A 23,775-nucleotide genomic window follows, 5' to 3' on the forward strand; every position below is an offset into this window, starting at 1 on the left:
CCCCCGCAGCCGTCCCAGATGCCAGCGGGCAAGGACGCGGAGGCAGAAAACAGGGACCGGTCCCGGCAGAGGTGATGCCGGCACCGCGATCTCATCAGAGACTGCCGCCGGAACAGAGGGCCCCGGGTGCATCTGGCCAGTGATGATGAGAGATGCGAACACCGGGTGTCAGTGACATCCGTGCCAAATCTTATGGAGAGAGAAAGATGCATGCAAGCAAACAGTCCCCTCCGACTCAGGAGGGATCGCCATCCCCGTCGAGAGGGAGTCCTGGTGCAGGTACGATACGAACCTTCGTCATCGTGCTCCTGCTCGGCGCCATCCTGATCGCAATCGTAACGCCCGCCATCGGTGCTCCCCCGGCCCCAGGGCCGGTTCTGCTGGACCCGATGACGATCCCGAAGTATGTCAACCAGATCGACGGCCCACCGCCGGAGTACGTCCCGGTCTCCGGGAATACGTATGAAGTGAACGCGACCGAGTTTACAGAGCAGATCCTCCCCGCCGGGTTCCCCACGACGAAGGTTTGGGGCTACGGGGGTCTGGCCAGGGACACCGTCACCGGCCAGTTCCTCGGGTTCGTCCGGAACTCGCCCGGCCCCAGTTTCAACGTCACCCGGGGCACGCAGATCACCGTGAAGTGGATCAACGAACTGACCGGAAACCACATGTTCGCGGTCGACCCGACCCTCCACTGGGCAAACCCGAACAACATGTCCATGATGCCGACCCTGCCCTGGAACCTGTTCCCACCCGGGTTTACCGACGCACAGCGTAACGTTCCCCTGGTGACGCATGTCCACGGCGCCGAGGTCCAGTCGACATCCGACGGCCACCCCGACGCCTGGTGGACCGCAAACGGCACGCAGGGTATGGCATATAACACGGCCCAGGCCACCGAATCCAACGCCGCCGTCTTCCAGTATCCGAACGCTCAGCAGGCGGCCACGATCTGGTACCACGACCATGCGCTCGGCATCACCCGGATCAACGTGATGTCAGGACTGGCAGGCTTCTTCCTCCTCCGCGATCCGTCGAACCCGGTCGACGCGGTTCTGCCGACAGGGAAGTACGACATGCCGATCGCGATCCAGGACCGCACCTTCAACGCCGACGGGTCGCTCTACTTCCCGACGGTCGGTCTGAATCCAACGATCCACCCCTACTGGCAGCCCGAGTTCTTCGGCAACACGATCATGGTGAACGGCAAGGTCTGGCCGAATATGAACGTGGACCAGGGGACCTACCGGCTCCGGCTTCTGGACGGATCGAACGCCCGGTTCTACACCCTGAGTTTTTCAAACAAGATGGCGTTCACCCAGATCGCATCCGACGGCGGGTACCTCAAAACCCCTGCGACCCTGACTGAACTGACGATGGCGCCGGGTGAGCGTGCGGAGATCCTTGTCGACTTCTCGAAGCTCGCGCCAGGCACGAAGGTGATCCTGACGAACACGGCGAAGGCGCCGACACCCCGCGGAGCACCCGCGGATCCCCAGACGACCGGCCAGATCATGCAGTTCACGGTGACGGCAAATCCCGGCCCCGCGTTCCCAACCCTGCCGGCCACGCTGAACCCGACCCTTAACGGAACCTTCCCGAACCTGCCGGCGCCCACGACGACGCGCTTCCTGACACTCCAGGAGGTCATGGGAGCGGCCGGTCCCACCGAGATCCTCCTCGATGGAAAGAAATGGATGGCCCCGGTCTCCGAGAACCCCACCAACGGCACGACCGAGGACTGGGTGATCATCAATCCGACGGCGGACACACACCCGATCCACCTGCACCTGGTCCAGTTCCAGCTCGTGAGTCGTCAGGCCTTCCAGGTCAAGAAGTATCAGACCGACTGGATGGCCCTGAACGGGATGCCCCCGTTGCCGCTCACTGCCACGGTGATCACGCCGAACATTGTACAGTATCTCCAGGGGAAGGCCACCGGGCCGTTACCGAGTGAACTGGGATGGAAGGACACGATCCAGATGAAGCCGGGCGAGGTGACCAGGATCCGGGTACGGTTCGCGTCGCAGGACGGGACGTCGTATCCCTTCGATCCGTCCGTGGGGCCCGGGTACGTCTGGCACTGCCACATCATCGATCACGAGGACAACGAGATGATGCGCCCCTATCTGGTGCAGCCCTCCTGACCCCCTCTTTTTCCGGTACATTCCAGGGCCGGCACCACGGAGATGCGTGTCGACCGGCTGGGCGACCTACGATCGTCACGGATGGGGAACCCATGACCTCAGCCCTGGGGTGTCGACCACAAAAGGATTAATTACCAGATCGAAGAAAGAGCGGGAGATATGGACGATGTCAGGGAGTATGCCACGCGGGTGATCGAGGTGGTACGGCAGTCGGAGCACGCAGTCTCGGTGCGGTTCGAGCGACCGGAGGGGTTCTCGTACCTCCCCGGGCAGTACATGTTCATCACGCTCGCGAGGGGCGGAGAGAACCTGGTCCGACACCTCACCATCTCGAGCAGTCCAACCGAACCGGTGCTCGAGGTGACGAAGGAACTGACCGGCCACCCGTTTGCCGAGGCCCTGGCCGCTCTCGTCCCGGGGGACGAGGCGACGATCCGGGGGCCGTACGGGGCGTTCACCCTCGCCGGCGAGGAGGATGTGGTCTTCATCTCGGGGGGGATCGGGGTCACCCCACTTCGGAGCATGGCCCGGTACGCCACCGACACCGGGCTAATGACCCGCATCACGCTGCTGTACTCGGCCCGGAGCGAGGAGGACGTCCTCTTCGGCCCCGAGTTCGTAGAGATGGAGCGGCAGAACCCCCACCTCACTGCAAGGATCACCCTCACCCGGCCGGGTCCTGGATGGACTGGGCATGTCGGACGGATCGACCGGGCGTTCATCGAGGAAGCGGTCCCGGATCGGCAGGGCCGGGTCTTCTTCATCTCCGGGCCGGCGGCCATGGTCGACGCGATGACGGCCATTCTGAAAGAGATGGAGGTGCCGGACGAGCAGATCCGGCATGAATACTTCCCTGGGTATTGAAGCGGTCGAGCCGACCCGATCTGGTGGAGACCGGCATTCAGGGGCCGGGTAAGTCCGGGGGGACGGGAACGTCATGACCGGACTATACCCGCCGCACCACGCGGCAGGGGTTGCCCACGGCCAGCACGCCGGCAGGGATATCATGGACCACGACGCTGCCCGCACCGATCGTCGTGCCGGCTCCGATCGTCACGCCGGGACAGACGATCGCCCCGCCTCCGATCCAGACATTCTCCCCGATCGTGACCCGCGAGGCCAGTTCGAGGCCGCGAAGCCGGTCGACTGGAGAGACCGGGTGGTGAGCGGTATAGATCTGCACCGACGGCCCGAAGAGCACATGGTCCCCGATCCGGACCGTGGTTGAGTCGAGGATGACGCAGTTGAAGTTGATCGCCACGTCGTCGCCGATATGAATAGTACTGCCGTAATCGCAGGAGAACGACGGTTCGATGAGGACATTCGTACCCATTGAACCGAGAAGTTCGCGCAGCAGCGAGGCCCGCAGGTCGTCCTCGCCCTCATTCGATCTGTTGAAGAGCCCGGTCAGCCGACGGGCCCGGGCTCGGGCCTGCGCAAGCCCGGGATCGCCGGCATCGTAGAGCTCCCCTGCGAGCATCTTCTCGTGTTCAGTCCTCTCCGGCGCTATCGTCTTCCGCACAGTGCTGGTCCTCCACCAGCATCAGAGGATGCCATCCGGCTTCTCTATTGCGGTGGATGGAAGAAGCCCCGGGCGCTCTCATCTCAGGCAGCTCTTCGGCGAGGTTCAGAGCACCGAATAGATCGCAAACCCGGCCTCCTCCAGGAACCGTGGGATCGTGCGAATGGCGTCCCGGTCCTTCTCCTTAACATCGTCCGAGAGAGATCCCCAGGGAATGAGGTCGGGATGCACCCTCTCTTCATTGTCAAGCACCTCTCCTCTGACCCAGCCATTCCGCTTCATCTCCTCCATCCAGCGGCCGTGCTCTTTTTGGGCGAGCAATTCCACCTGAAGATCGGAGAATGCCATCACCACCCGGTCGACGCCCATGGCCTTCGGCATGATCCCGCAGTTCACCACCCGCAGTTTCTGCCGAATCTCCCGCGCCTGATCACGGGTGGACTCCCTGAACTCCTCCGGAAGCGTCTCCCACGGTAACGCCATCGGCGGTAGTTGACCTGCGGTGCCCGGCGTCACGTTGGCCAGATACTCCGCGTGGATGGCCAGGGCCATCGGTTCCACCATGCGCTCGAAGAGGATGTCCTGCAGCATCAGCAGCCTGAAGAGAGCCGCGTCCACATGGAGTGCGAGTTGCTCTATCGGCGGGATCGATGCAGGATCGAAGATCTTCTTATCGGTGAGGGTGCTCATCTCCACAATCGCCTGCATCGACCGCACACCGTGGCGATAGGCGGGAACCTTCAGAAACGCCCGGAGAACTCCAGAGTCGATCGGGACCATCCCGGACGCGGTGACAAGGTGTTTCGCCGTCCGTTCGATGATCGAGCGGAGAAGGAGGGCCCGGCGCACAAGATACCGACCTTCGTCATCCGGACCGGGGTTACAGCCCCGGATGTCGATCCGCCCCCGAAGCCGGCTGATGAAATCGGGTACCTTCGCATTCTTCAGCGCGGGGCCATCCTGGACACCACCCCCCTTCGCGAACTCATCGAATGAGACGCTCGTTCCGCCGGCGAAGACGAAGACCGCCCGGCCGATCGGGTGCGACGACTCGCCGTCCTTGAAGACCCCGTCCTGCATCGGGGCGAGGAAGAACCGGAGCCATCCGAGTGGGTGGTCCCCGAACCGGGCGTCGAACTCGTCGAAGAAGACAAGGGGGATCTTCCCTTCGAGGGCCGCGTCCCGGATGAGGTGAAATGCGCCGACGAGGTCACGCGTGGACTCGAACTGCGACAGGTTGAAGGTCATGGGCTCGATCTGCTCGGGGGCCATCCCCTTCGAGAGCTCGCTGACCCCAAACGACTTGCCCGAGCCCGGGGGCCCGAAGACGGCGAACGAGAGCGGTCGACGGATCTGCGTGTTACTGATGTACTCCGCCAGAAGGTTGCGGATGCTCTGGTAACTTTCGATCTCGTCCCGGTCGACGACGACCAGGTTATTGAACCGTGCGATCGGAACGGGATTCTGCAGCGCCCCCACGCCTTCCCGCACAATCCGACGGGCAATCTCCTCGAACTGGGTCCGTTCGAGGTGATGGAGGATGGTCCAGTGGGGATCGTCTTCGAGGGCCTGGAGATCGTCGAAGTCGACACGTTCGATCAGGCCGTCCTCGGGGACCGACGGCGTGAAGAGTTCGGGGCCGGGATAGGCAGGGGCGCCGGGGTCCGTCCCGTACCCGAGGCGGAAGAGGCGGCGGGAGGCGATGATCCCCTCCCTGACACCGTCTATTGTCCCGGCCTCACCGTCGCAGGCGAGGCGGCGGGTGAGTGCCGCGACGAAGGCCGGGGTCAGCCCCTGCATATCACCGGGGTACTGGTACTGGTCCTTATAGGCATCCTCGTACCCCTGGGGATCGAACAGGAACGTTGCAACCGAGCCTTCGCCGGTGCGCCGGAGGACGAGGGCGCCGTCGATTCCGATCCGGATGACCAGGGTCGAAACCGCGGTCAGCGGGCGGAGGGCAGGGTTGTAGGCGATCTGCCAGGCGAGGTCGGTAACGGTCCGCTCCCACGAGAGCCGGCGGCTGATGTTCGCCCCGAGGGTCCGGAGGTCGTTGGCCGAGATGACGACGACCAGGCGATCAGCGTGGTCTTTGAGGAGGCGATCCCAGAGTCCGCCTCTGGCGAGCGGATGGCTCATCTTCAGGACGACGAGAGGGCGGGACTCCGGGTTCTTGATGGCCGAGGGCCAGGCTGTATCGTTATCGCGGAACCCGTTGCCGGCGTCGTCAAGGACAACGATCGTCGCGTCCGCAGGATCGTCATCGAGTGTTGAGACGGCGCCGGCCCCGTCGGCCGGGCCCGAGTAGCCGAGATACTGGCGGACGCGGAGTACCGTGCTCTCTTTGTTGCCCTTGTCGGTCCCAATCCGGGCGAGGGAGTGGAGGACGGTGTCGGAGGCAGAACCCTTCAGATCATCAAAGTTGTAGGTGTGCACCGGGTAATCGACCGCGTCGACGAGCATATGGGCGACGAGCAGGGCGCCGCCAGCGTACTGGTGCCAGCGGTAACCGGGGTACTTGCGCCAGTTCCGGGGGTCGTCCTCCTTGAGGGGACAGTCGACCTGCAGCCAGTCGAGGGCGATATCACCGGCGACGACGATCTTCGGGGATTTCTTGTTCATGGTCCTGTGCTCCGTGGGTATGAGTGTCTGTTGAGAGGGAAAGGTGTGTTGTAGAGAGTGGTGGTCGTCAGCAGATCAGCCGATCTCCGCACCGTGACCTCGCACCCGCCGATCCCGCCTGACGTGTCCCAGGGGATACAAAACGTTGATTGGGACCATCGGCCTGAAGCAGAGCATTATTATCCATTTATGCCCGAATCTAGAAGGATCATATCCATGGTGAACCCCCGCCCGTCCAGGTCCCCGACGACGAACTTCGATCGGCAAAAGGTCATCAGTCTGCTTATCGCTCCGTCATACCTCGTCATCATCGCGGCCCTCTTCCTCCTGAACAGTACGGCTACCTTTGCCGAGCCCATTCTCCTCCTGCTCCTGAACTCGATCTTCCTCGGCCTGATCCCCCTGTACGTCGCATATGTCTCGTCCATATCGTTTCGGCGCAGCGGCCTCATCAGCGTCCTGATGATGGGCGCCGGCATGCTCTTGCTGGGTCTGGGGGGGATCACTACCGGGCTGGCCGGACTGCTGCCGCATTCAGCCAATATCAGCATCACCGTCTTCAACCTCAACGTCTGTATCGGTGCTTTTCTCCAGTTCGCTGGCGCCCTGACTGCGCTGGTCGGCTGGAATTTCGGGCCGGGCCGGCGTCGCACGGTGCTGGCTGTTACAGTGTACGGCGTGGTCATCGCCGGGTCCGCCGGACTCGAACTCGCCGCCCTCCTGGGGCTGACCCCGACCTTCTTCATTCCAGGCTCCGGCTCGACGGTCGTACGCGACGTCGTCCTCGCAGGCGCGATCGAATTCCTCCTGCTCGCGTCAGGGCTGTTCTTTGTACTGCACCGGAAGCGGGACGAGGACTTCTTCTTCTGGTATTCCATCGGCATGGCGATGATCGGGCTCGGACTCCTCGCCGCGAACATCGTCGTGGTCTTTGACGGCCCGCTCAACTGGGCTGCGCGGGTCGGGGAGTACATCGGAGCCTGCTTCATTCTCATGGCGTTCCTGGCGCTCCAGCGCCGGGCGTCGACCGGGAATGTCTCTGACCAGGAGATGCTCGCCAGGTTCTTCACCGAGGCTGAAGCCAGGTACCGACAGCTGGTCCAGACAGCCGCCGACGCCATCGTCGTCCTCGATCCTGCGTTCCGGGTTGTCCTCTGGAATGCTGGTGCTGAGCGCCTGTACGGGTATACGTCACACGAAATGAAGGGCACCTCAATATCCATTCTCATCCCACCCACGCAGAAGGAAGAGACATTCCTGCTGCTGGAAAAGATCCGGCAGGGGGAGATTGTCGAGCGTTTTGAGACCGAACGGATAACAAAAGACGGTACATGCCTGCAGGTCTCCCTTTCGCTCTCTCCAATCCTGAGCAACGCCGGAGAGATCATCGGGGTATCGGACATTGCCCACGACATCACCGAGCGTCAGCGGTTCCAGAATGAAATCCTGAAGGCGAAGGACCGGTGGGAACTCACGTTCGACGCGGTTCCCGATATGATCGCCATCATCGACGACCATTTCCGGGTCGTCCAGGTGAACTCGGCGATGGCCGACTGCCTTGGTGTTTCACCCGAAGAAGCAGTGGGGCTGACCTGCTATGAAGTTGTTCATCACTCCAGCAACCCCCCTCCCATCTGTCCGCACCAGAGACTCCTCCAGGACCACCAGAGTCATTCAGCGGATATCCATGAGGATACTCTAAACGGGGACTTCTTCCTGACCGTATCCCCAATTCAGGACTCCGCCGGGAAAGTGCTTGGAAGTGTCCATATCCTCCGGGATGTCACCGAGCGGAAGCGCGCTGAACTGACTCTAATCCGTTCAAACGAGGAACTCAACGCACTCAATGAGGAACTCACTGCCACCCAGGAGGAGATGATGATGAAGAACGAGGAACTCCTGACCGTCGAAAATATGCTCCGTGAGAGCGAGGCACGCCTCGCCCTCGCCCTCGACATCTCCAGGATGGGAACCGTAGACTACGAGATGGTCAACCGTACCGCATGGTGGTCCCCCCGCCACGACCAGATCTTCGGGTACGAGACTCCCCCTCCCACCTGGAATATGGAGATCTTCATCGACCACGTTCTTCCAGAAGACCGGGAGATGGTTAGAAAGGCTTTTGGCGATGCTTTCGCAGACCAGAGGGATTGGCACGTTGAGTGCCGGATACGGCGGGCCGACGGCGAGATCCGATGGATCGAAAAGATTGGTCAGGGAGAGTACAACGATGCCGGCAATCCGATCAGAGTGCTCGGGTTACTGTGGGACATCACCGAGCGAAAACAGTTCGAGGCCACCCAGAAGGAGTATGCCGAAAAGATCATCTCAAGCAACGAAGAACTGCAACGGTACGCCTACGTAGCGAGCCATGACCTCCAGGAGCCGCTGCGATCGATCGTGGGTTTCAGCCAGCTCCTCGATCGCAAATACCGGGGCCGGCTCGACGCGGACGCCGACGAGTACATCCGGTTCATTGTCGAGGGCGGCGTGCGGATGCAGAATCTGATCAAAGACCTGCTCCAGGTCTCCCGGATCGAAACACAGGCACAGCCGCTCGTCCCGACCAACGCGGGCACGGCGGTCGCCGATACCATTCGCTCGCTTGAAACCCTGATCCAGGAGACCGGGGCCGTGGTGACGGTCGACCCGCTGCCGATCGTCATGGCCGACCCGTCGCAGCTCAAGCAGGTCTTTACGAACCTGATCGGGAATGCGATCAAATATCGGCAGCCTGAGGTGCCGGCAGCCGTCCGGATCTCAGCCACCCAACAGGGCGACAGGTGGGTGTTCGCAGTCAGGGACAATGGGATCGGGATCAGGTCCGAGTTCTTTGATCGGATCTTCGAGATGTTCCGCCGGCTCCATACGATCGACGAGTACGAGGGAACCGGGATCGGACTTGCGATCGTCAAGAAGATCGTCGAACGGCATGGTGGGCGGATCCGGGTCGAGTCCACGCCCGGCGAAGGGAGCACGTTCTTCTTCACCCTGTACGCGGCCTGAACCCCGTTCTGTCTGCTACCCGGCAGAACACTCTTCACCATAATCAGGGACGCCGCCATTGACCCAAAAAATTAAATGTGCACGACGCGTCAAAGGGGGATTGCCATATTGTCCCAGGGACAAACGACACGAGGGTATCATATGAAGAAAGGATTTGTTGCAGATATTGAGAAGGAAACGAAGAAGAACACGGACTTTCGCCGGGTACTGTACACTGGGAAATTCTCCCAGCTGGTCCTGATGAGCCTCAAGCCGGGTGAGGAGATAGGGGAGGAGGTGCATGACGATGTCGACCAGTTCTTCCGATTCGAAGAGGGGGAGGGCGCAGTCGTGATCGACGACGCCGAGCATAAGGTGAAGGACGGGAGCGCAGTGGTCGTGCCGAGCGGCGCCAAGCACAACGTGCTGAACACCTCCAAGACCGCAGACCTCAAACTCTACACAATCTACTCGCCGCCCGAGCACCAGGACAAGGTCGTGCGCAAGACCAGGAAAGAAGCCCTCGACAAAGAGGAGCACTTCGACGGAAAGACGACCGAGTAGGTCGGTTGAGGCGCAAGTCTCATTCGCGGTCTTTGGATGCCGCCGGGAACTCGGTGATCGTCTGCAGTGCAGAAGGGACGAGACTTCTGCCGGAAGGATACGGTGGGGATCTGTTCGATCCCGGGTACCTGTTTTTCTTTTTTCCATTCGTGAAGAGCCGGGCATGAGCGATATGGGTTTTCCCATGCCGGAGGCCGGAGGCTGCCTCCTATCTCCCTGGATTCCAGATACGCTTATATCCCTCCGACTCGTTAGAACCGACAGCGATCCCGCGGTTGGAGAACTTCGGATCGGGCAGGGAGTTGAAGAGACGGTATGGAAGGAGAGAACGGCGCTGACGAGATCAACGACTTCGATCTTGTGGTGATCGGGACCGGGGAGGCCGGACCGGCCATGGCCCGCCGGTGCCGGCGTGAAGGCTGGTCGGTGGCCATCACCGACGAACGCCCGTACGGCGGAACCTGTGGTCAGAGGGGATGCGTCCCGAAGAAGGTGCTGAACGGTGCGGCCGAGACGGTCGACCGGGCCCGGCGAATGCGGGGATACGGGATCGGTGGTGAGTGCCATATCGAGTGGGCGGACCTGATCCGGTTCAAACGCGGATTCACCGAGCCGGTTCCGTCGAGGCGAACAGCAGCCCTTGCAAAGGACGGTATCGTCTGTCTCCACGGCCCGGCGCGATTCACCGGCAGGAACGAACTCCTGGTCGGGGACGATCCTGTCACTGCACGGTTCATCGGCATCGCGACCGGTGCGGTCCCCCTGCCCCTCTCCATTCATGGAGAGGAACTGGTGTCGACGAGCGACGACTTTCTTGCGATGGAATCGATGCCCGGACAGATCCTCTTCATCGGCGGAGGGCTCATCTCCTTTGAGTTCGGGTTCATCGCTGCAGCCGCCGGAGCCAGCGTGACCATCCTCCACCGGAGCGAGAGAGTTCTCAAAGGGTTCGACCCGTTCCTGGTGGATCTCCTGGTCGAGTCCTGCCAGGAGCTGGGGATCCGCATCGAGACGGGTGTGCCGGTCTCGACCGTGGAGCAGGCCGGCGGACACCTCCGCGTACAGAGCGGAGACCGGACCTTCGAGGCCGAGTTGGTCGTGCACGGGGCCGGCAGGGTGCCGAACACCGCCGGTCTCGACCTTGCTCGCGGAGAGGTCGCGACCGATGCACGGGGTGGGATCGTGGTGAACCCGTTTCTCCAGAGCGTCTCCAATCCGTCGGTGTACATCGCCGGGGACGCAAACCCAGGGGGAAAACCCCTGTCCCCGGTGGCGCACCGCGACGGAACGAGTGTGGCTGAAAACATGCTCCATGGAAACACGGTTGCGCCGGACTACTCGGCCGTGCCGACCGCGGTCTTTTCCAACCCGGTGCTTGCAATGGTCGGCCTCGGGGAGGATGAGGCGGCCAGACATGGCATTCCGGTCACCATCTACCGAGCAGATACACGGGACTGGTACACCACCCGGAGACTCGGGCTCGCCCGGTCTGGATACACAGTACTGACCGACGGCCCGATGGGCAGGATCCTCGGGGCCCACCTCCTGGGATACAACGCCGATGAGATGATCAACATATTTGCCCTGGCGATTCGGAAACACCTCACCCTCGCCGACCTGCAGGAGATGGACTGGGCATATCCAACAGCGATCCAGGATATCAACCGGATCAGGTGATGCCGGCGATGAACGGGGCGTTGTGGCTCGGGGATGTCCACGCAGAACAAGAATTCATGGAGGCGCACGTCCTCCAGTCCTGAATATCAAGCCTTAAATTAAATCAACAGTTATTTTAATTTCAGGTGTTTCAGATTCCTCATGATACAACCGGCCGGCACGAGGAAGACGACGGGGATTTATTTCTTCTCCAGGCCCCTAAAACCCATCCTTATCGTACTTCTTCTTGCGACGCTGCTGTGTATCCCGACGATGGGAGTTCCTCTCTCTGGAGACATCACTGCCACACCCCTCGCCGACAGCCCGCTGAGTGCTGCAGCCTATGAAAGAGAGGGGATGGCCCTGATGGCAGAGGAGAACTGGAGCCAGCTGATTGCATCAACCGACGCCGGGCTAGCGCTGTACCCTGACGACCCCGAACTGTACTGCCTGAAGGGATACGCACTCCGCAAAACCGGGCATTATACCGAAGCAGTCGATAGTGTCTCCCAGGCAATCCCACTGGACCCGCGGCCGGTCAGGTATGCAAACCGGGGATATGCCCTGCTCGCGCTGGGGCACTACGATGACGCCTTGAAGGATGCGAATGCCGCACTCTCCCTCAACGGATCCTATGCGCTGGCGTTTGGCATCAGATCATTCGCCCTTCTTCATACCGGCAACCTGAGCGGGGCTTTGCAGGAAGTCGACACTGCCAGGTCGCTCGACCCGGAGAACCCTCTGTTCTGGCACCTCAAAGGAAAAATTCTTGCAGCTGCAGGAGACCGCACTGATGCAATCCAGGCGTTCGAGCGCTCTCTTGCGATCAACCCCAATTACACGCTCCCCTGGCCGGAGTTTAGGAATGCCACGACCGACCTCGCGGACCTCAACAGAGCACATGTCATGCCCGGCCTGAGGATGGTGCCGGTCGGGGCCGGCTTCACTGCCGCCGTCGACCGTGTGGCGCTGGTCCTTACCCTCTTCAGCCCGACCCGGTGAGGGTACCCTGCCGGGTTCTTCCCCACCCCCGGTTTCCCAGAGCACCCAATCTGATCGTTCCATCTGCCACAAACGACGGAGTATCCGATCGGACAACAAACACTTTTGATCCATAATGTATATATTTGTACAACACGAGTACCATGTATGCAGACCAAGATCCTCCTCGATGAGGAGCAGATCCCAAAAAAGTGGTATAATGTCCAGGCAGACCTGCCGTCCCCCCTGGACCCGCCGCTGAATCCACAGACCCAGAAGCCGATCGTCCCTGCAGATCTCGCGGCCATCTTTCCGGCCGAGTTGATCCGACAGGAGGTCACCACCGACCGGTATGTCGACATCCCTGAGGAGGTGCGGGACGTCTTCCGGCTCTGGAGGCCGACACCCCTGTACCGTGCTCACCGGCTGGAGAAGTTTCTGAAGACGCCGGCGAAGATCTACTACAAGTGGGAAGGGGTCAGCCCGGCGGGGAGCCACAAGGTGAACACCGCGATTCCGCAGGCCTACTACAACATGAAGGAGGGGGTCGAACGGATCGCATCCGAGACCGGGGCAGGGCAGTGGGGATCGTCCATTGCATTCGCGACGATGCTCTACGAGATGGAATGCACCATCTACATGGTCAGGTCGAGCTATGAACAGAAGCCGTACCGGAAGTCGATGATGCATGTCTGGGGAGCCGAGTGCATCCCCAGCCCGAGCACCAGGACCGCCTCTGGCCGGGCCGTCCTTGCCAAGGACCCGGACACCCCCGGCAGCCTGGGTATCGCCATCTCCGAGGCGGTCGAGGACGCGGTCAACCATGAGAAGACCAACTACGCGCTCGGCTCGGTGCTGAACCATGTCTGCCTCCACCAGACCGTGATCGGGCTCGAGTGCCGCGAGCAGCTGGCGATGGTCGACGACTACCCGGACGTGGTGATCGGGTGTGTCGGCGGAGGGACCAACTTCGCCGGGATAGGGTTCCCGTTCGCAGGGGACAAGCTGACCGGGAAGCATCCGGACGTCGACATCATCGGTGCCGAGCCGGCCTCCTGCCCGACCCTGACCAGGGGGCTGTACACCTACGACCTCGCCGACGAGGCCGGGTATACCCCGATGCTGAAGATGTTCACCCTCGGGCATGACTTCGTGCCCCCGTCGATGCACGCCGGCGGGCTCCGGTACCACGGGGACTCGCCGATCGTTTCACGGCTGGTGCACGACGGGGTGATGCGGGCGGTGGCCTACCACCAGAGCGAGGTCTTCGACGCAGCCCAGACCTTCGCCCGCACCGAGGGGATCATCGTCGCCCCCGAGACCTCCCATGCGGTGAAGGGGGCCATCGACGAGGCGTTGAAGTGCAAACAGAGCGGCGAGTCCAAGACGATCCTCTTCAACTGTTCAGGCCACGGCAACTTCGACATGTCGGCGTATGATGCCTACTACGCAGGCACCCTGGTGGACTACGAGTACCCGGACGCCCTGATCAAGGAAGCGCTGGACCGGATTCCACGGATCGGCTGAAGGTCCACCGACCATGCGCAGGATCGGCTTTCTCGTCAACCCCGTCGCCGGCATGGGCGGGGCCGTCGGCCTGAAGGGGACCGATAACCAGGTGGAGGAGGCACGCCGGCGGGGTGCCGTGCCCCAGGCAGAGAGACGGGCCCGGATCCCCCTGGAGATACTGGCCAGGAACCCGGACCTCCTCTTCTTCACCGCATCCGGGGAGATGGGGGAGTCTCTCCTTGCGGAGGCCGGCGTCACCCGGTTCCAGGTGGTGCACCACTACTCTGGGGAGAGCACTGCAGGAGACACGAGGACGGCGGCCCGCCGATTCCTGGAGGAGGGCGTGGACCTGATCCTCTTCTGCGGGGGGGACGGCACGGCCCGGGAGATCTTCGATGTCGCCGGCCGGGAGGTTCCGATCCTCGGAATACCGGCAGGGGTGAAGATGTACTCAGCCCTCTTTGCCATCGACCCGGCCACGGCGGCGGAGATCGTCGACGGTCCGACGCAGTACACCCTCCGCGACGCCGAGGTGATGGACGTCGACGAGGAGGCCTACCGGAGGGGCGACCTCCGGACCCGGCTCTACGGGGTGGCCCGGACGCCGGCCCTCCCCAACCTGACCCAGGTCAGCAAGCAGGTGTACGAGGAGGCGGATGAGGAACGGGCGAAGGAGGAGATCGCCCGGTTCATCGGGGAGGTGATCCTCCCGGAGACCGTCTACATCCTCGGCGCCGGGACGACGACCGAAGCCATAGCCCGCCGCATCGGCGTGAAGAAGACGCTGCTGGGCGTGGACGTGGTGAAGGACGGGGTGGTCATCGCCGCAGATGCGGACGAGAAGACCCTCGTCGACCTCCTCCAAACCGAAGAGAACGCACGGATCGTCATCAGCCCGATCGGTGCCCAGGGGTTCATCCTCGGACGGGGAAACCAGCAGATCAGTCCGCGGGTCGTGGAGCGGGTGGGGGTGGACCATATCATCATCGTGGCCACACCGCACAAACTCCGCGAGACCCCCGTGCTGTATGTGGACTCCGGGGACCCGGCCCTCGACCGGTCATTCGGCCCGTCGGTCCAGGTCGTCTCCGGCTACCGGATGGCCCAGCGGAAGCGGGTCCACCAGCCCGGACCAGTCGTCACCCCCTCTTCTGAATCAACCCAGTTTTGAAAGAATAAACGAGGTGATAAAACCGAGGACCGTCACCAGGCCGGTCAGGTTGTGGGTCTTTGAGAACGCCTCGGGGATCATGGTGTCGACGAGCATCGCGAGGATACCGCCCGCAGCGAGGGCCAGCACCATGGCGATCGTTGTCGGGCTGAAGTGGCTGAAGACCGAGTACCCTGCCAGCGATGAAATGCCCGAACAGACGGCGATACCGCCCCACATCAGAAAGACCGGGGCAGCACGCCACCCCCGGGCCTTCAGGCCGGCAGAACTGGAGAGCCCCTCGGGGATGTTGGAGAGGAAGATGGCGATGACGGTGGCCGTGCTGACCGCTCCGCCCCCGATCATCGTCAGTCCGATGGCGATCGACTCCGGGATCCCGTCGATCACCGAACCGACGGCGATGGCAGCACCCCCGTCCTCAAACTCTTCCCCAGGGGGCAGACCCGACCGTTTCCGGTGCCGGGCCCCCCTTCTGGCCAGCAATAGATTGGCCGCGGTGAAGATCAGGGCGCCGGCAAGGAAGCCGGTGATCACCGGTACGATGCCCCCCAGGGTGTAGGCGTCGTCGAGCAGTTCAAGGGAGATGGCAGAGAGGAGGACGCCGGCACCGAAGGCCATGACCAGGGCGACGGTCCGCTGCGGGATCTTCAGATAATAGCCCGCGACCGCCCCGATCAGGAGGGCTGACCCTGCCATCGATCCCCAGAGTCCGGCCATCGCCCATGTTGGAAACACGATATCATCCACGAGACCCGGAACTCTGAAGAGATCCGCGTCTATCTCCAGAATAATTGTGAGCAGGGCATAAGAGCGTTCGGGGGCGGACCGGATCGATCGTTATCCCAAAGACAGATGAGGATGGAAGATACATGAGGTAGACGTCCCATTTGGGAGAGCCAGGGCCAGGAGGAGATTACTGTGGAGATTATTTCAGGCATCCATCAGGTAGACGGGGTGAACGGGAACAGTTATATCGTCGCACGGGAGTCTCTGACGATCATCGATACCGGTCTGCCCGGCAGCAGTGCGAAGATCATCAAGTATATTACAGGAGATCTCAGGCGAGATCCTTCTGAGATCAGTACCATCGTGTTGACCCATGCCCACATCGACCATGTCGGCGGTATCACGAAGATGAAACAGGCAGCCCCCGGTGCAAAGGTCGCTGTTCATACGGCAGAAGCGGCATATATCACGGGAAAAATTCCCATCCCCCCACCGAAAGGAGTGATGGGGTTCCTGCTGCGTATCATGAGTGTGTTTATAAAACAGAATTTTTTCGAGCCTGATATCCTCCTCGACGATGGCGACCGGATCGATGGACTCGTCTGCGTCCATACTCCCGGCCATACCCCGGGAAGCCTGGGCCTGCTCGATGAGGCGACCCGGACCTTTTTTGCCGGAGATACTCTCAGGTATGACGGGAAGACACTCACAGAAGGCCCGAAGACGGCCACCCTGGACGTCGACCAGGAGCGGGCATCGATCCGCAGAATCGCCACGCTCGATTTCGACACCCTCCTCGTCGGCCATGGAGTACCCCTCAGGACAGGGGCAGGGGAGAAAGTCCGCGAGTTTGCCGGGACGTTACCCCGGTGAAGGGGCGTACAGGCCTGGCAGACCCTCTGCTGTACCCGGACTCCAGAGACCCGCCTTCACCACCCCGTCATGCCTTCTTCCTGATGAAGGTCCCCTCCCGGTACTCCCGGAATGCCTGCCGGAGTTCCTCGTCCGTGTTCATGACGATGGGGCCCTGCCAGGCCACCGGCTCATGGATCGGTCGCCCTGAGAGGAGGAGGAACCGCATCCCCTCCTGAGAAGACCTGGCTCCAACCGATGTGCCGGCGCCGAACACGACCAGGTCCCGGTTCTTCACCTGGTGCCCCGGCCCGTTTCCAAACGTCCCGCCTCCGCCGATGACGTAGGCGAAGACGGAGTACCCTGCCTTCACCGGGTGGGAGAACGAGACATCAGGATCCAGTGTAACATCGAGGTAATCGGGATCGGCGACGATCCCCCGCACCGGTCCGACGACGCCGGCCACCGAACCGGCGATCACCCGGACCGTAACTCCTTCGGCCGGAGAGACGACCGGGACCTGGTCGGCGGTGATCTCCTGGTACCGCGGGTCCATCATCTTCTGCGCCCGGGGGAGGTTGACCCAGAGCTGGAACCCGCCCATACGACCGTTCACCGGCGCCGGCATCTCCGAATGAACGATACCCGACCCTGCAGTCATCCACTGGACATCCCCGGCATTGATGTTCCCGGCGTTCCCCATGCTGTCCCGGTGCGCCACGGTCCCCTCGAGCATGTAGGTGACCGTCTCCATCCCCCGGTGCGGATGGGTGGGGAAGCCGGGCAGGTACTCCTCAGGGCGGTCTCCCCGGAAGTCGTCGAGCATCAGAAACGGATCGAACGCAGCGCTGCCGAATGCCCGGTGCAGGTGGACACCCGCACCCTCGATGGTCGGGGCCGCCTGGTGGACCAGTTCGACTGCACGGACCTGTGTCGTCATGCACGGAACTGGGTCTGCTGGTTTTTGAACCTATGGGTCAGAGGAGTCCGAGGAAGACCCAGTAGACCGCCATCTGCAGGAGGGTCAGGGGCACCCCCACCCTGGCGAACTCGTAGAACGTCAGCGTTTCGCCCTGCTTCTCGGCGTTCTGGACGATGATCACGTTGCTGGCGGCTCCGAGGATGGTGAGGTTGCCGGCCAGGGTGCTGCCGGCCGCGAGGGCCATCAGCTGATCCGGTCTCCCGCCGGCCTGCAGGACCATCGGCAGGAAGAGGGCGACGAACGGCACATTGGAGATGAACTGGCTGAGGAGGACGCTGGTGGCGAGGAGGGCCGGCACCGTGGTGAGGCCGCCGGCCGAGACGAACTGCTGGAAGAAGCCGGTCTGCCAGACGCTCTCCATCAGGACGAACATGGCGGTGAAGAAGACGAGCGTCGGCCAGTCGATCGTCCTGAGGATCGCGAAGCGCCGCGGGGAGAGGAGGAGGACCGGGAGGGCGGCGGCCAGGGCGATCAGCGGGAGCGGGACTGCCATGCCATCGCCCATCGCCGAGGCCGCGATGTTCACCCCGGCGAGGAGGACGATTATGGCGATCGAGGACTTCGCGAGCAGGGCCAGATGCCGATCGAAGGCAGGGGGTTCCCCGGCGGAGTCCACGGGGTCGGCCGGCCTGTCGACGGATCTGCCGGGCTGGAACTCCCCGCGGTACGCGATCCGGAGGACCAGGTAGGCGACCAGGAGGCTGATAAGAGTTGGAACGAGCAGGTAGGTGCCGAAGGTGACGAACGGGGAGGGGATCCCGCCGTTCACCGCGACGAGCAGGTTCTGGGGGTTGCCGACCGGGCTCGCCAGGCTGCCGGTGGTGATGGCCACCGCGAGGGTCAGCAGCAGCAGCTTCGGGGAGATCCGGGAGCGGGCGGCGATCCCGAGGACGAGCGGGGTGCCGATGATCGCGAGCGTGTCGTTCATCAGCAGGGCCGAGAGGAAGCCGGCACCGAAGAGGACTGCCAGGACGACCTGGTCGGGGGTCTTCGTCAGGCGGAAGATCCGGTCCCCGACGGTGAAGAGGTAGCCGCTGGCGACGAGGGCCTCCCCGACGACGAACATCCCGAAGAGGAAGAGCATCACGTCAGGGTCGACGGCCTTTGCGGCGTCGACAGGGGCGATCTGGCCGGTGGCGAGGACGGCGACGGCTCCTCCGAGCATGATCTGCCAGATCTTCAGGTTGAACCGGCCGACCTGCCGGACGGCGATCAGCAGGAAGACGGCGGCCAGGACTATGATGGCGATGAACGTGGATCAGTGTTCGGGGTGCGGGGGGATGAGCGTTGGGATCTGGAGGAAGAGGGAGATGAGATCAGGGCTGCTCGTCATCGGCGCATCGCTCCTGATCGCCGGCTGCGTACAGAGCAAGCCCGGTGTGAACAGCACGACGCCGGCACATACTGCGGGCACCCCTGGTGCAGTGCCGGATGATCTTTACCGGGCCCGCCGCCGGCGCCCAAACTCTGCTCGTCAGTCATCACGATCATGGGAATGCTCTGAGTAAGGACAATTTTTTATATATCCTCGCAGATCCCTTATAAACTTCATAGCAAGGTGTTGAAGATTTTTGACTGAAGAATTACACGATCAGGCCGGCACAGATGTCGATGAAAACAAGATGACTGCAGATCCCGTATCAGATGATGTACAATCCGGGGACCAGAAGCCGGTACCTGAAAGAACACCGGTCGAACCTCACAACATGGACAGCGAGGTCACCGAATCGATCGACCAGGTGAAGCTGAGATGCCCGCAGTGCGGAGAGTCGACCCTCCGTGCAGAATTCCCTGATCAATATGAAGCCTGGCTCAAATGTTCGTCATGTAATTTTTTCATGGGGATGAGTAACGAGGACTGGCACCGGATGGAGAACAGTCCCAATATCAATGAAAAGATCGCAAAGATGGCGAAGAAGAAGGAGTGAATTCGGGACGAGCGTGATGCTGCCAGGAACGGACCGGCTTCGTCCGGTACACGTACCCCAATCCCGCCCACAACTATTCGGTCGAATCCAAACTGAGTTGTGTGGAGAAGGTGGACGATACCTGGTTCCTGGGCTCGGGGATCTATACCGGGCCGGCAGTCACGGCCACAACGAATGGTCAGGGCCTACCCAAATGAATCGGCGATAATCCCTTTTTTTTGAATCGTCCGGGGCCGGCTGGGGCCGATGATCGCGAGCAGGTCGTTCATCAGCAGGGTCGGGAAGGCCGACGCCGAACGGTCGAGCCGGGATGCCCGGACGGTGTATTATCGTATGTTCGCATCGGAGAGTTTAGGGATAACCTCATCATCAATCATTAAAATAGAGATTCAACCATGATTCCCGTACACGACGAACAGAGCAATGCGATACTTGATAGGATTATTTTAGAACGACGAACCCACAGGAGGTTCAAACCGGAGATGCCCTCTGATGCTATGATTATGGATATCATCCATGCCGGCCTCCATGCTCCTTTTGCTGCAGCTTCAGTTGGTGAGAGGGAGGATTATTTCCGAAGATTTTTTGTCGTTCGAAAAAATTCCAGGGCCATGGCCGAATTAATTCCACTGGTCTATCAAGAAGTTTTGAGAAACGCTGCTGATCTCGACGAGGCCCTGGTCACCAACGAAGAACTCCGGGTTCAAGCAGCCGGATTTGTGAAACGTCTTGCAATGATAAAGAAGATGGGCATTGTCCCGGGTGTTGGCACGGCCCCCCTGTATATTGTAACCGCTGAGAGGAGGGGGTTCCCACCCGTGGAAGAACAATCTCTTGCTCATTGCATGGAGAATATGTGGCTTAAGGCAACGGCTCTGGGTCTTGGATTTCAACTTGTATCTATAACAACTCAAATGGCTGAAAATGAAGAGTTCTGCCGAATCATCGGTCTTAATCCAGGGCAATGGGCACTCATGGGATGTGCAATAGGGTACCCTTCAGAGGAGTTGCCCCCCTCGACTCGACCCCCGGTCGAAGAAGTTACTACCTGGGTTCAGTGAGAGAGAATACGTAACAATCGTACGGGATTTGAATAACATGGTGAACCTCGATCTCTCACCACGGAGGGTGAGACAGATCGGTCCGGCGATCACGATCGAGCCGGGGAGCACGAACCCGGGAATCGTGGCGCACGAACAGGTCGAGACGGTCACGATGCAGTGTAGGGTCTCTGTCTACTTCCTGACCGCCGTCTGGTTCGCGACCGATGCTGTCGCACGCCGGATCTCCTCTTCATCGCCCAGGTAATAGTGGCGGATCGGGTGCATCGAGTCGTCGAGCTCGTAGACGAGGGGGAACCCGGTCGGGATGTTGAGGCCGGTGATCACGTCGTCGGGTACCTGATCCTGGTATTTGACGAGGGCACGGAAGCTGTTTCCGTGGGCTGCGATCAAGACCCGTTTCCCGTCCTGTACCGTCGGAACGATCGTCTCGTTCCAGTAGGGCACCACCCGTGCCAGCGTGTCCTCCAGCGATTCGGTGGCCGGCAGGTCCTCCTTCTTCAGGCCGGCGCCGAAGAGGACCGCCAGGACGACCTGATCGGGGGCCTTCGTCCGGCGGAAGATCCGGTCCCCGACGGTGAAGAGGTAGCCGCTGGAGACGAGGGCCTCCCCGACGGCGTGGCGCCGCTTTTCCCGATGGTATTCGCGAATGGTACCGACGCCGACGCCTGTTGTTCGGGGTTTAAGTTATCCGGAGTAAGATTATCTTTTCAATGTGTCCGCTTCCATCAACTTTCACCTCTGCCTCTTCGAGTGAACAAGCATCGGAGTTGGAGGGGTCCATTCCAGTACTTACGCCGGATAGACCCTTGAATAACCCTGCAGATGATCTCTTCGGTAGCGCTCCATATGCGAAGGTTCTTGCCCGGGGGATTCTGGGGATGTTCAACCCAGATGGATTCGTTGTTGCCCTTCATGGACCGTGGGGCTCAGGGAAGACGACGCTTCTCAATTTTACCCGATGTTACTTGGAAGATCCCGATCAATCAGAGCACGATCCCATCACAATCATCGATTTTAATCCTTGGTGGTTCTCAGGGAGGGAGGATCTGACTCGACAATTCTTCGCAAATTTTTCAAATGGTCTTAGCGATCAGGGAAAGACTGCGCTCTCTCTTGCAAAAGCATTGGGTGAACTAGGAAATGCCTTTTCGCCAGTTCGTTTTCCGATCGGAACAGTGATAGATGAGTTAAGGGGGTGGCTTGATCAGGATAAGAAAAATATACGGACGCTTAAAAACACCATCGCCGATGAGATCATAAAGCTCGGCCGTGTCCTCATCATCATTGATGATATTGACAGATTAACACCCTCGGAGACGCGGGAGATCTTTCAGGTAATCAAGGCGATTGGAGATTTTCCGAATGTCGTCTATCTCCTTGCCTACGATCCTAAGATAATCCTAGCATCGATCAAGGAACCATTACAATACTCTGCTGAGGACTATCTGGATAAAATCATTCAGTGTTCCTTCGATCTACCAAGTCCCACCCCGCGGGATTACCTCTTGTTATTTGAAGGTAATTTAAAAGAGATACTCGTCCCTAGCGATTACCAACTCCTCGGTCAAGACCGTGGAAAAAATATATTATCGTATATAATATCGATGAATAGTTCTCCCAGAAAAATCAAACGCTTAATAAATTCGATGCGATTGTCGTATCCCGCGGTGATGGGAGAAGTTAACCCTGTGGATTTCGTAGCCATTGAGACAATCCGAATACGATTTCCAGTTATTCATAGCATTATTCAGAGAAACGGCTCCCTTTTTTACTCTGTGAATAGTTATTCACGCACTGGAAAAAACGCTAGAATAATCCTCGATCGCGCACTGCAGGACGCCATCAGCGACAAGGACGATGACACTTATCGTCTTGTAAAGAACCTTATCGAAGAGTTGTTCCCGGCTATTAACTCCTCCCAAAACGAACCAGATGGCAACCCAGTACCCAATGATTACGACCTTCTCCGAGATCGCAGGATATGTACACCTCAAAATTTCCCGACGTATTTCCGTTGGTCAATACCAATAAATACACTATCCAACAGGGATTTCGATACAATTATTGCTCTGGAAGAAATAGATGAGATCGAAGAAAAACTGATAGAATTTTCATCGAACATCGAAGTTCTTATTACATTTCTCAATCTTTTCCTCGCTCATAATAAGGAAATATCTATAAAGGCAGCCAAGTTATTTTTTTCCGCACTCTTGAATGTTGGTGATGATCTCTTCGTCCAGATAACTGGAGATAGAAAATACCCAAGCCTTAAAATTGGCTCGAATTATATTCCGGTCATCCTATTTATTTTATTAAATCGGATCAAAGAAGATGCTTGTCTTGAAATCATCCTTGGGTCAATGGAGAACAGTCGCTCCCTCTTGATGATATCTATTCTCACTCATGACCTGGGGACTCAACATGGCAAATATGGAGTGGGGGCGCCCATGGATGAAAAGGATCGTACATTATCAACCGATGATTATCTGAAACTTGAGCAGACCGTTTCACGGAAGATTCAATCTGCAGCTCTTGATGATAGGACACTACTCGATACTCCCTCGCTCAATGTTGTCCTTGATGTATGGCGTACCACATCACCTTCAGATGGAGAGATGAGAAGATCTTGGGCAGATAAAATTATCAATAGTTCGGAAACCTGTATCCAATTTCTTGAGGGGATGCACCAGCGCGAAATTCTCAATCTCGGCCACCAAACCAACGGGCCTATAGAGTACCTTACTTTTGATTTCCATGTTTTGCAGGATTACGTTGAGATGCCCCGCCTTATTAGCATCGTCAATAATCTCCTCTCAGGAACTACCTTGAGAGCAACAGAAAAAAGGACCCTAATTGCCTTTATTAGATATGCAGAAAAAGCGGGTTTCTAGATGGACGTTTTTAATAGATTAGATTGATGATGCTAGACTGCGCTTGGGACTATGTAGGAGGGGGACCAGAAGAAAGCGTAACAGCAAACGGCAGTTCACAATACGACCGCTCACCCCCTGCATCATATCAGTCAAAAGGGAAACGGCCGGCGATCTCCCCTCGCACTGCCGGACG

General features: G+C 59.9%; 19 protein-coding genes. 13 read left to right on the plus strand and 6 right to left on the minus strand.

The window, feature by feature from the left end:
• Positions 1–206 precede the first annotated feature (206 nt).
• Positions 207–2,147, plus strand: a complete 1,941-nt coding sequence (locus ACFKSJ_RS06165) for a multicopper oxidase family protein (RefSeq protein ID WP_440951372.1) — start codon at positions 207–209, stop codon at positions 2,145–2,147.
• A 159-nt stretch (positions 2,148–2,306) separates the two neighbouring features.
• Positions 2,307–3,011, plus strand: a complete 705-nt coding sequence (locus ACFKSJ_RS06170) for a ferredoxin--NADP reductase (protein WP_440951373.1) — start codon at positions 2,307–2,309, stop codon at positions 3,009–3,011.
• 82 nt (positions 3,012–3,093) lie between these two features.
• On the opposite strand, the gene ACFKSJ_RS06175 is transcribed toward ACFKSJ_RS06170, so the two are convergent.
• On the minus strand, positions 3,094–3,669 hold the full coding sequence (locus ACFKSJ_RS06175) for a sugar O-acetyltransferase (protein WP_440951374.1): 576 nt from the start codon (positions 3,667–3,669) through the stop codon (positions 3,094–3,096).
• A 105-nt stretch (positions 3,670–3,774) separates the two neighbouring features.
• The gene (locus ACFKSJ_RS06180; protein ID WP_440951375.1) at positions 3,775–6,291 is read right to left on the minus strand and encodes a RyR domain-containing protein; all 2,517 of its coding nucleotides are present in this window, start codon (positions 6,289–6,291) and stop codon (positions 3,775–3,777) included.
• A gap of 216 nt (positions 6,292–6,507) precedes the next feature.
• On the opposite strand from ACFKSJ_RS06180, the gene ACFKSJ_RS06185 reads away from it, so the two are divergent.
• The 6 genes from ACFKSJ_RS06185 (at position 6,508) to ACFKSJ_RS06210 (ending at position 15,157) form a co-directional block, all read left to right on the plus strand.
• A complete protein-coding gene (locus tag ACFKSJ_RS06185; protein ID WP_440951376.1) occupies positions 6,508–9,297 on the plus strand; it encodes a PAS domain-containing sensor histidine kinase in 2,790 nt (929 codons plus the stop codon).
• A gap of 141 nt (positions 9,298–9,438) precedes the next feature.
• Positions 9,439–9,840, plus strand: a complete 402-nt coding sequence (locus ACFKSJ_RS06190) for a cupin domain-containing protein (RefSeq protein ID WP_440951377.1) — start codon at positions 9,439–9,441, stop codon at positions 9,838–9,840.
• A 315-nt stretch (positions 9,841–10,155) separates the two neighbouring features.
• The gene (locus ACFKSJ_RS06195; RefSeq protein WP_440951378.1) at positions 10,156–11,517 is read left to right on the plus strand and encodes a dihydrolipoyl dehydrogenase family protein; all 1,362 of its coding nucleotides are present in this window, start codon (positions 10,156–10,158) and stop codon (positions 11,515–11,517) included.
• A gap of 252 nt (positions 11,518–11,769) precedes the next feature.
• Complete coding sequence (locus ACFKSJ_RS06200) at positions 11,770–12,498, plus strand: tetratricopeptide repeat protein (RefSeq protein ID WP_440951379.1); 729 nt, start codon at positions 11,770–11,772, stop codon at positions 12,496–12,498.
• A gap of 147 nt (positions 12,499–12,645) precedes the next feature.
• Positions 12,646–14,004, plus strand: a complete 1,359-nt coding sequence (locus ACFKSJ_RS06205; protein ID WP_440951380.1) for a TrpB-like pyridoxal phosphate-dependent enzyme — start codon at positions 12,646–12,648, stop codon at positions 14,002–14,004.
• Between the two features lie 13 nt (positions 14,005–14,017).
• A complete protein-coding gene (locus ACFKSJ_RS06210; protein ID WP_440951381.1) occupies positions 14,018–15,157 on the plus strand; it encodes an ATP-NAD kinase family protein in 1,140 nt (379 codons plus the stop codon).
• On the opposite strand, the gene ACFKSJ_RS06215 is transcribed toward ACFKSJ_RS06210, so the two are convergent.
• Positions 15,143–15,892, minus strand: coding sequence for a ZIP family metal transporter (locus ACFKSJ_RS06215; protein WP_440951382.1), 750 nt, complete (start codon positions 15,890–15,892; stop codon positions 15,143–15,145). The two genes, ACFKSJ_RS06210 and ACFKSJ_RS06215, sit on opposite strands and share 15 nt — an antisense overlap.
• Before the next feature lie 183 nt (positions 15,893–16,075).
• Here ACFKSJ_RS06215 and ACFKSJ_RS06220 point away from each other — a divergent pair, with 183 nt between their 5' ends.
• Positions 16,076–16,756 carry an MBL fold metallo-hydrolase gene (locus tag ACFKSJ_RS06220; protein WP_440951383.1) on the plus strand — a complete coding sequence of 227 codons (681 nt, stop codon included), beginning with the start codon at positions 16,076–16,078 and terminating at the stop codon, positions 16,754–16,756.
• A gap of 67 nt (positions 16,757–16,823) precedes the next feature.
• Here ACFKSJ_RS06220 and ACFKSJ_RS06225 read toward each other — a convergent pair whose 3' ends face one another.
• Positions 16,824–17,675 carry a pirin family protein gene (locus ACFKSJ_RS06225; protein ID WP_440951384.1) on the minus strand — a complete coding sequence of 284 codons (852 nt, stop codon included), beginning with the start codon at positions 17,673–17,675 and terminating at the stop codon, positions 16,824–16,826.
• 37 nt (positions 17,676–17,712) lie between these two features.
• The gene (locus ACFKSJ_RS06230; RefSeq protein WP_440951385.1) at positions 17,713–18,882 is read right to left on the minus strand and encodes an SLC13 family permease; all 1,170 of its coding nucleotides are present in this window, start codon (positions 18,880–18,882) and stop codon (positions 17,713–17,715) included.
• On the opposite strand from ACFKSJ_RS06230, the gene ACFKSJ_RS06235 reads away from it, so the two are divergent.
• The 3 genes from ACFKSJ_RS06235 (at position 18,881) to ACFKSJ_RS06245 (ending at position 20,706) form a co-directional block, all read left to right on the plus strand.
• Positions 18,881–19,225 (plus strand): hypothetical protein, encoded by a 345-nt coding sequence (locus ACFKSJ_RS06235; RefSeq protein ID WP_440951386.1) that lies wholly within the window; start codon positions 18,881–18,883, stop codon positions 19,223–19,225. The two genes, ACFKSJ_RS06230 and ACFKSJ_RS06235, sit on opposite strands and share 2 nt — an antisense overlap.
• A 63-nt stretch (positions 19,226–19,288) precedes the next feature.
• Entirely contained in the window at positions 19,289–19,645 is a 357-nt protein-coding gene (locus tag ACFKSJ_RS06240; protein WP_440951387.1) for a hypothetical protein, read from the plus strand.
• A gap of 395 nt (positions 19,646–20,040) precedes the next feature.
• A complete protein-coding gene (locus ACFKSJ_RS06245) occupies positions 20,041–20,706 on the plus strand; it encodes a nitroreductase family protein (protein ID WP_440951388.1) in 666 nt (221 codons plus the stop codon).
• Positions 20,707–20,880: 174 nt separating this feature from the next.
• Here the strand turns inward: ACFKSJ_RS06245 and ACFKSJ_RS06250 are convergent, their stop codons facing one another.
• On the minus strand, positions 20,881–21,357 hold the full coding sequence (locus ACFKSJ_RS06250) for a 2,3-bisphosphoglycerate-dependent phosphoglycerate mutase (RefSeq protein WP_440951410.1): 477 nt from the start codon (positions 21,355–21,357) through the stop codon (positions 20,881–20,883).
• 62 nt (positions 21,358–21,419) lie between these two features.
• Between ACFKSJ_RS06250 and ACFKSJ_RS06255 the strand changes: the two genes are divergently transcribed.
• Positions 21,420–23,600 carry a KAP family P-loop NTPase fold protein gene (locus ACFKSJ_RS06255; protein ID WP_440951389.1) on the plus strand — a complete coding sequence of 727 codons (2,181 nt, stop codon included), beginning with the start codon at positions 21,420–21,422 and terminating at the stop codon, positions 23,598–23,600.
• Positions 23,601–23,775: the final 175 nt, after the last annotated feature.

This window comes from Methanosphaerula subterraneus (assembly GCF_052055875.1).
In the GTDB taxonomy this organism is placed as follows: Archaea; Halobacteriota; Methanomicrobia; order Methanomicrobiales; family Methanospirillaceae; genus Methanosphaerula; species Methanosphaerula subterraneus.

What these genes read in the sequence shown, in the direction of transcription:
- ACFKSJ_RS06165 (WP_440951372.1), top strand. Translation starts at nt 207, where the DNA reads ATGCATGCAAGCAAACAGTCCCCTCCGACTCAGGAGGGATCGCCATCC.
- ACFKSJ_RS06170 (WP_440951373.1), top strand. Translation starts at nt 2,307, where the DNA reads ATGGACGATGTCAGGGAGTATGCCACGCGGGTGATCGAGGTGGTACGG.
- ACFKSJ_RS06180 (WP_440951375.1), bottom strand. Translation starts at nt 6,291, where the DNA reads ATGAACAAGAAATCCCCGAAGATCGTCGTCGCCGGTGATATCGCCCTC.
- ACFKSJ_RS06185 (WP_440951376.1), top strand. Translation starts at nt 6,508, where the DNA reads ATGGTGAACCCCCGCCCGTCCAGGTCCCCGACGACGAACTTCGATCGG.
- ACFKSJ_RS06190 (WP_440951377.1), top strand. Translation starts at nt 9,439, where the DNA reads ATGAAGAAAGGATTTGTTGCAGATATTGAGAAGGAAACGAAGAAGAAC.
- ACFKSJ_RS06195 (WP_440951378.1), top strand. Translation starts at nt 10,156, where the DNA reads ATGGAAGGAGAGAACGGCGCTGACGAGATCAACGACTTCGATCTTGTG.
- ACFKSJ_RS06200 (WP_440951379.1), top strand. Translation starts at nt 11,770, where the DNA reads ATGGGAGTTCCTCTCTCTGGAGACATCACTGCCACACCCCTCGCCGAC.
- ACFKSJ_RS06205 (WP_440951380.1), top strand. Translation starts at nt 12,646, where the DNA reads ATGCAGACCAAGATCCTCCTCGATGAGGAGCAGATCCCAAAAAAGTGG.
- ACFKSJ_RS06210 (WP_440951381.1), top strand. Translation starts at nt 14,018, where the DNA reads ATGCGCAGGATCGGCTTTCTCGTCAACCCCGTCGCCGGCATGGGCGGG.
- ACFKSJ_RS06225 (WP_440951384.1), bottom strand. Translation starts at nt 17,675, where the DNA reads ATGACGACACAGGTCCGTGCAGTCGAACTGGTCCACCAGGCGGCCCCG.
- ACFKSJ_RS06235 (WP_440951386.1), top strand. Translation starts at nt 18,881, where the DNA reads ATGATCTGCCAGATCTTCAGGTTGAACCGGCCGACCTGCCGGACGGCG.
- ACFKSJ_RS06230 (WP_440951385.1), bottom strand. Translation starts at nt 18,882, where the DNA reads ATGCTCGGAGGAGCCGTCGCCGTCCTCGCCACCGGCCAGATCGCCCCT.
- ACFKSJ_RS06245 (WP_440951388.1), top strand. Translation starts at nt 20,041, where the DNA reads ATGATTCCCGTACACGACGAACAGAGCAATGCGATACTTGATAGGATT.
- ACFKSJ_RS06255 (WP_440951389.1), top strand. Translation starts at nt 21,420, where the DNA reads ATGTGTCCGCTTCCATCAACTTTCACCTCTGCCTCTTCGAGTGAACAA.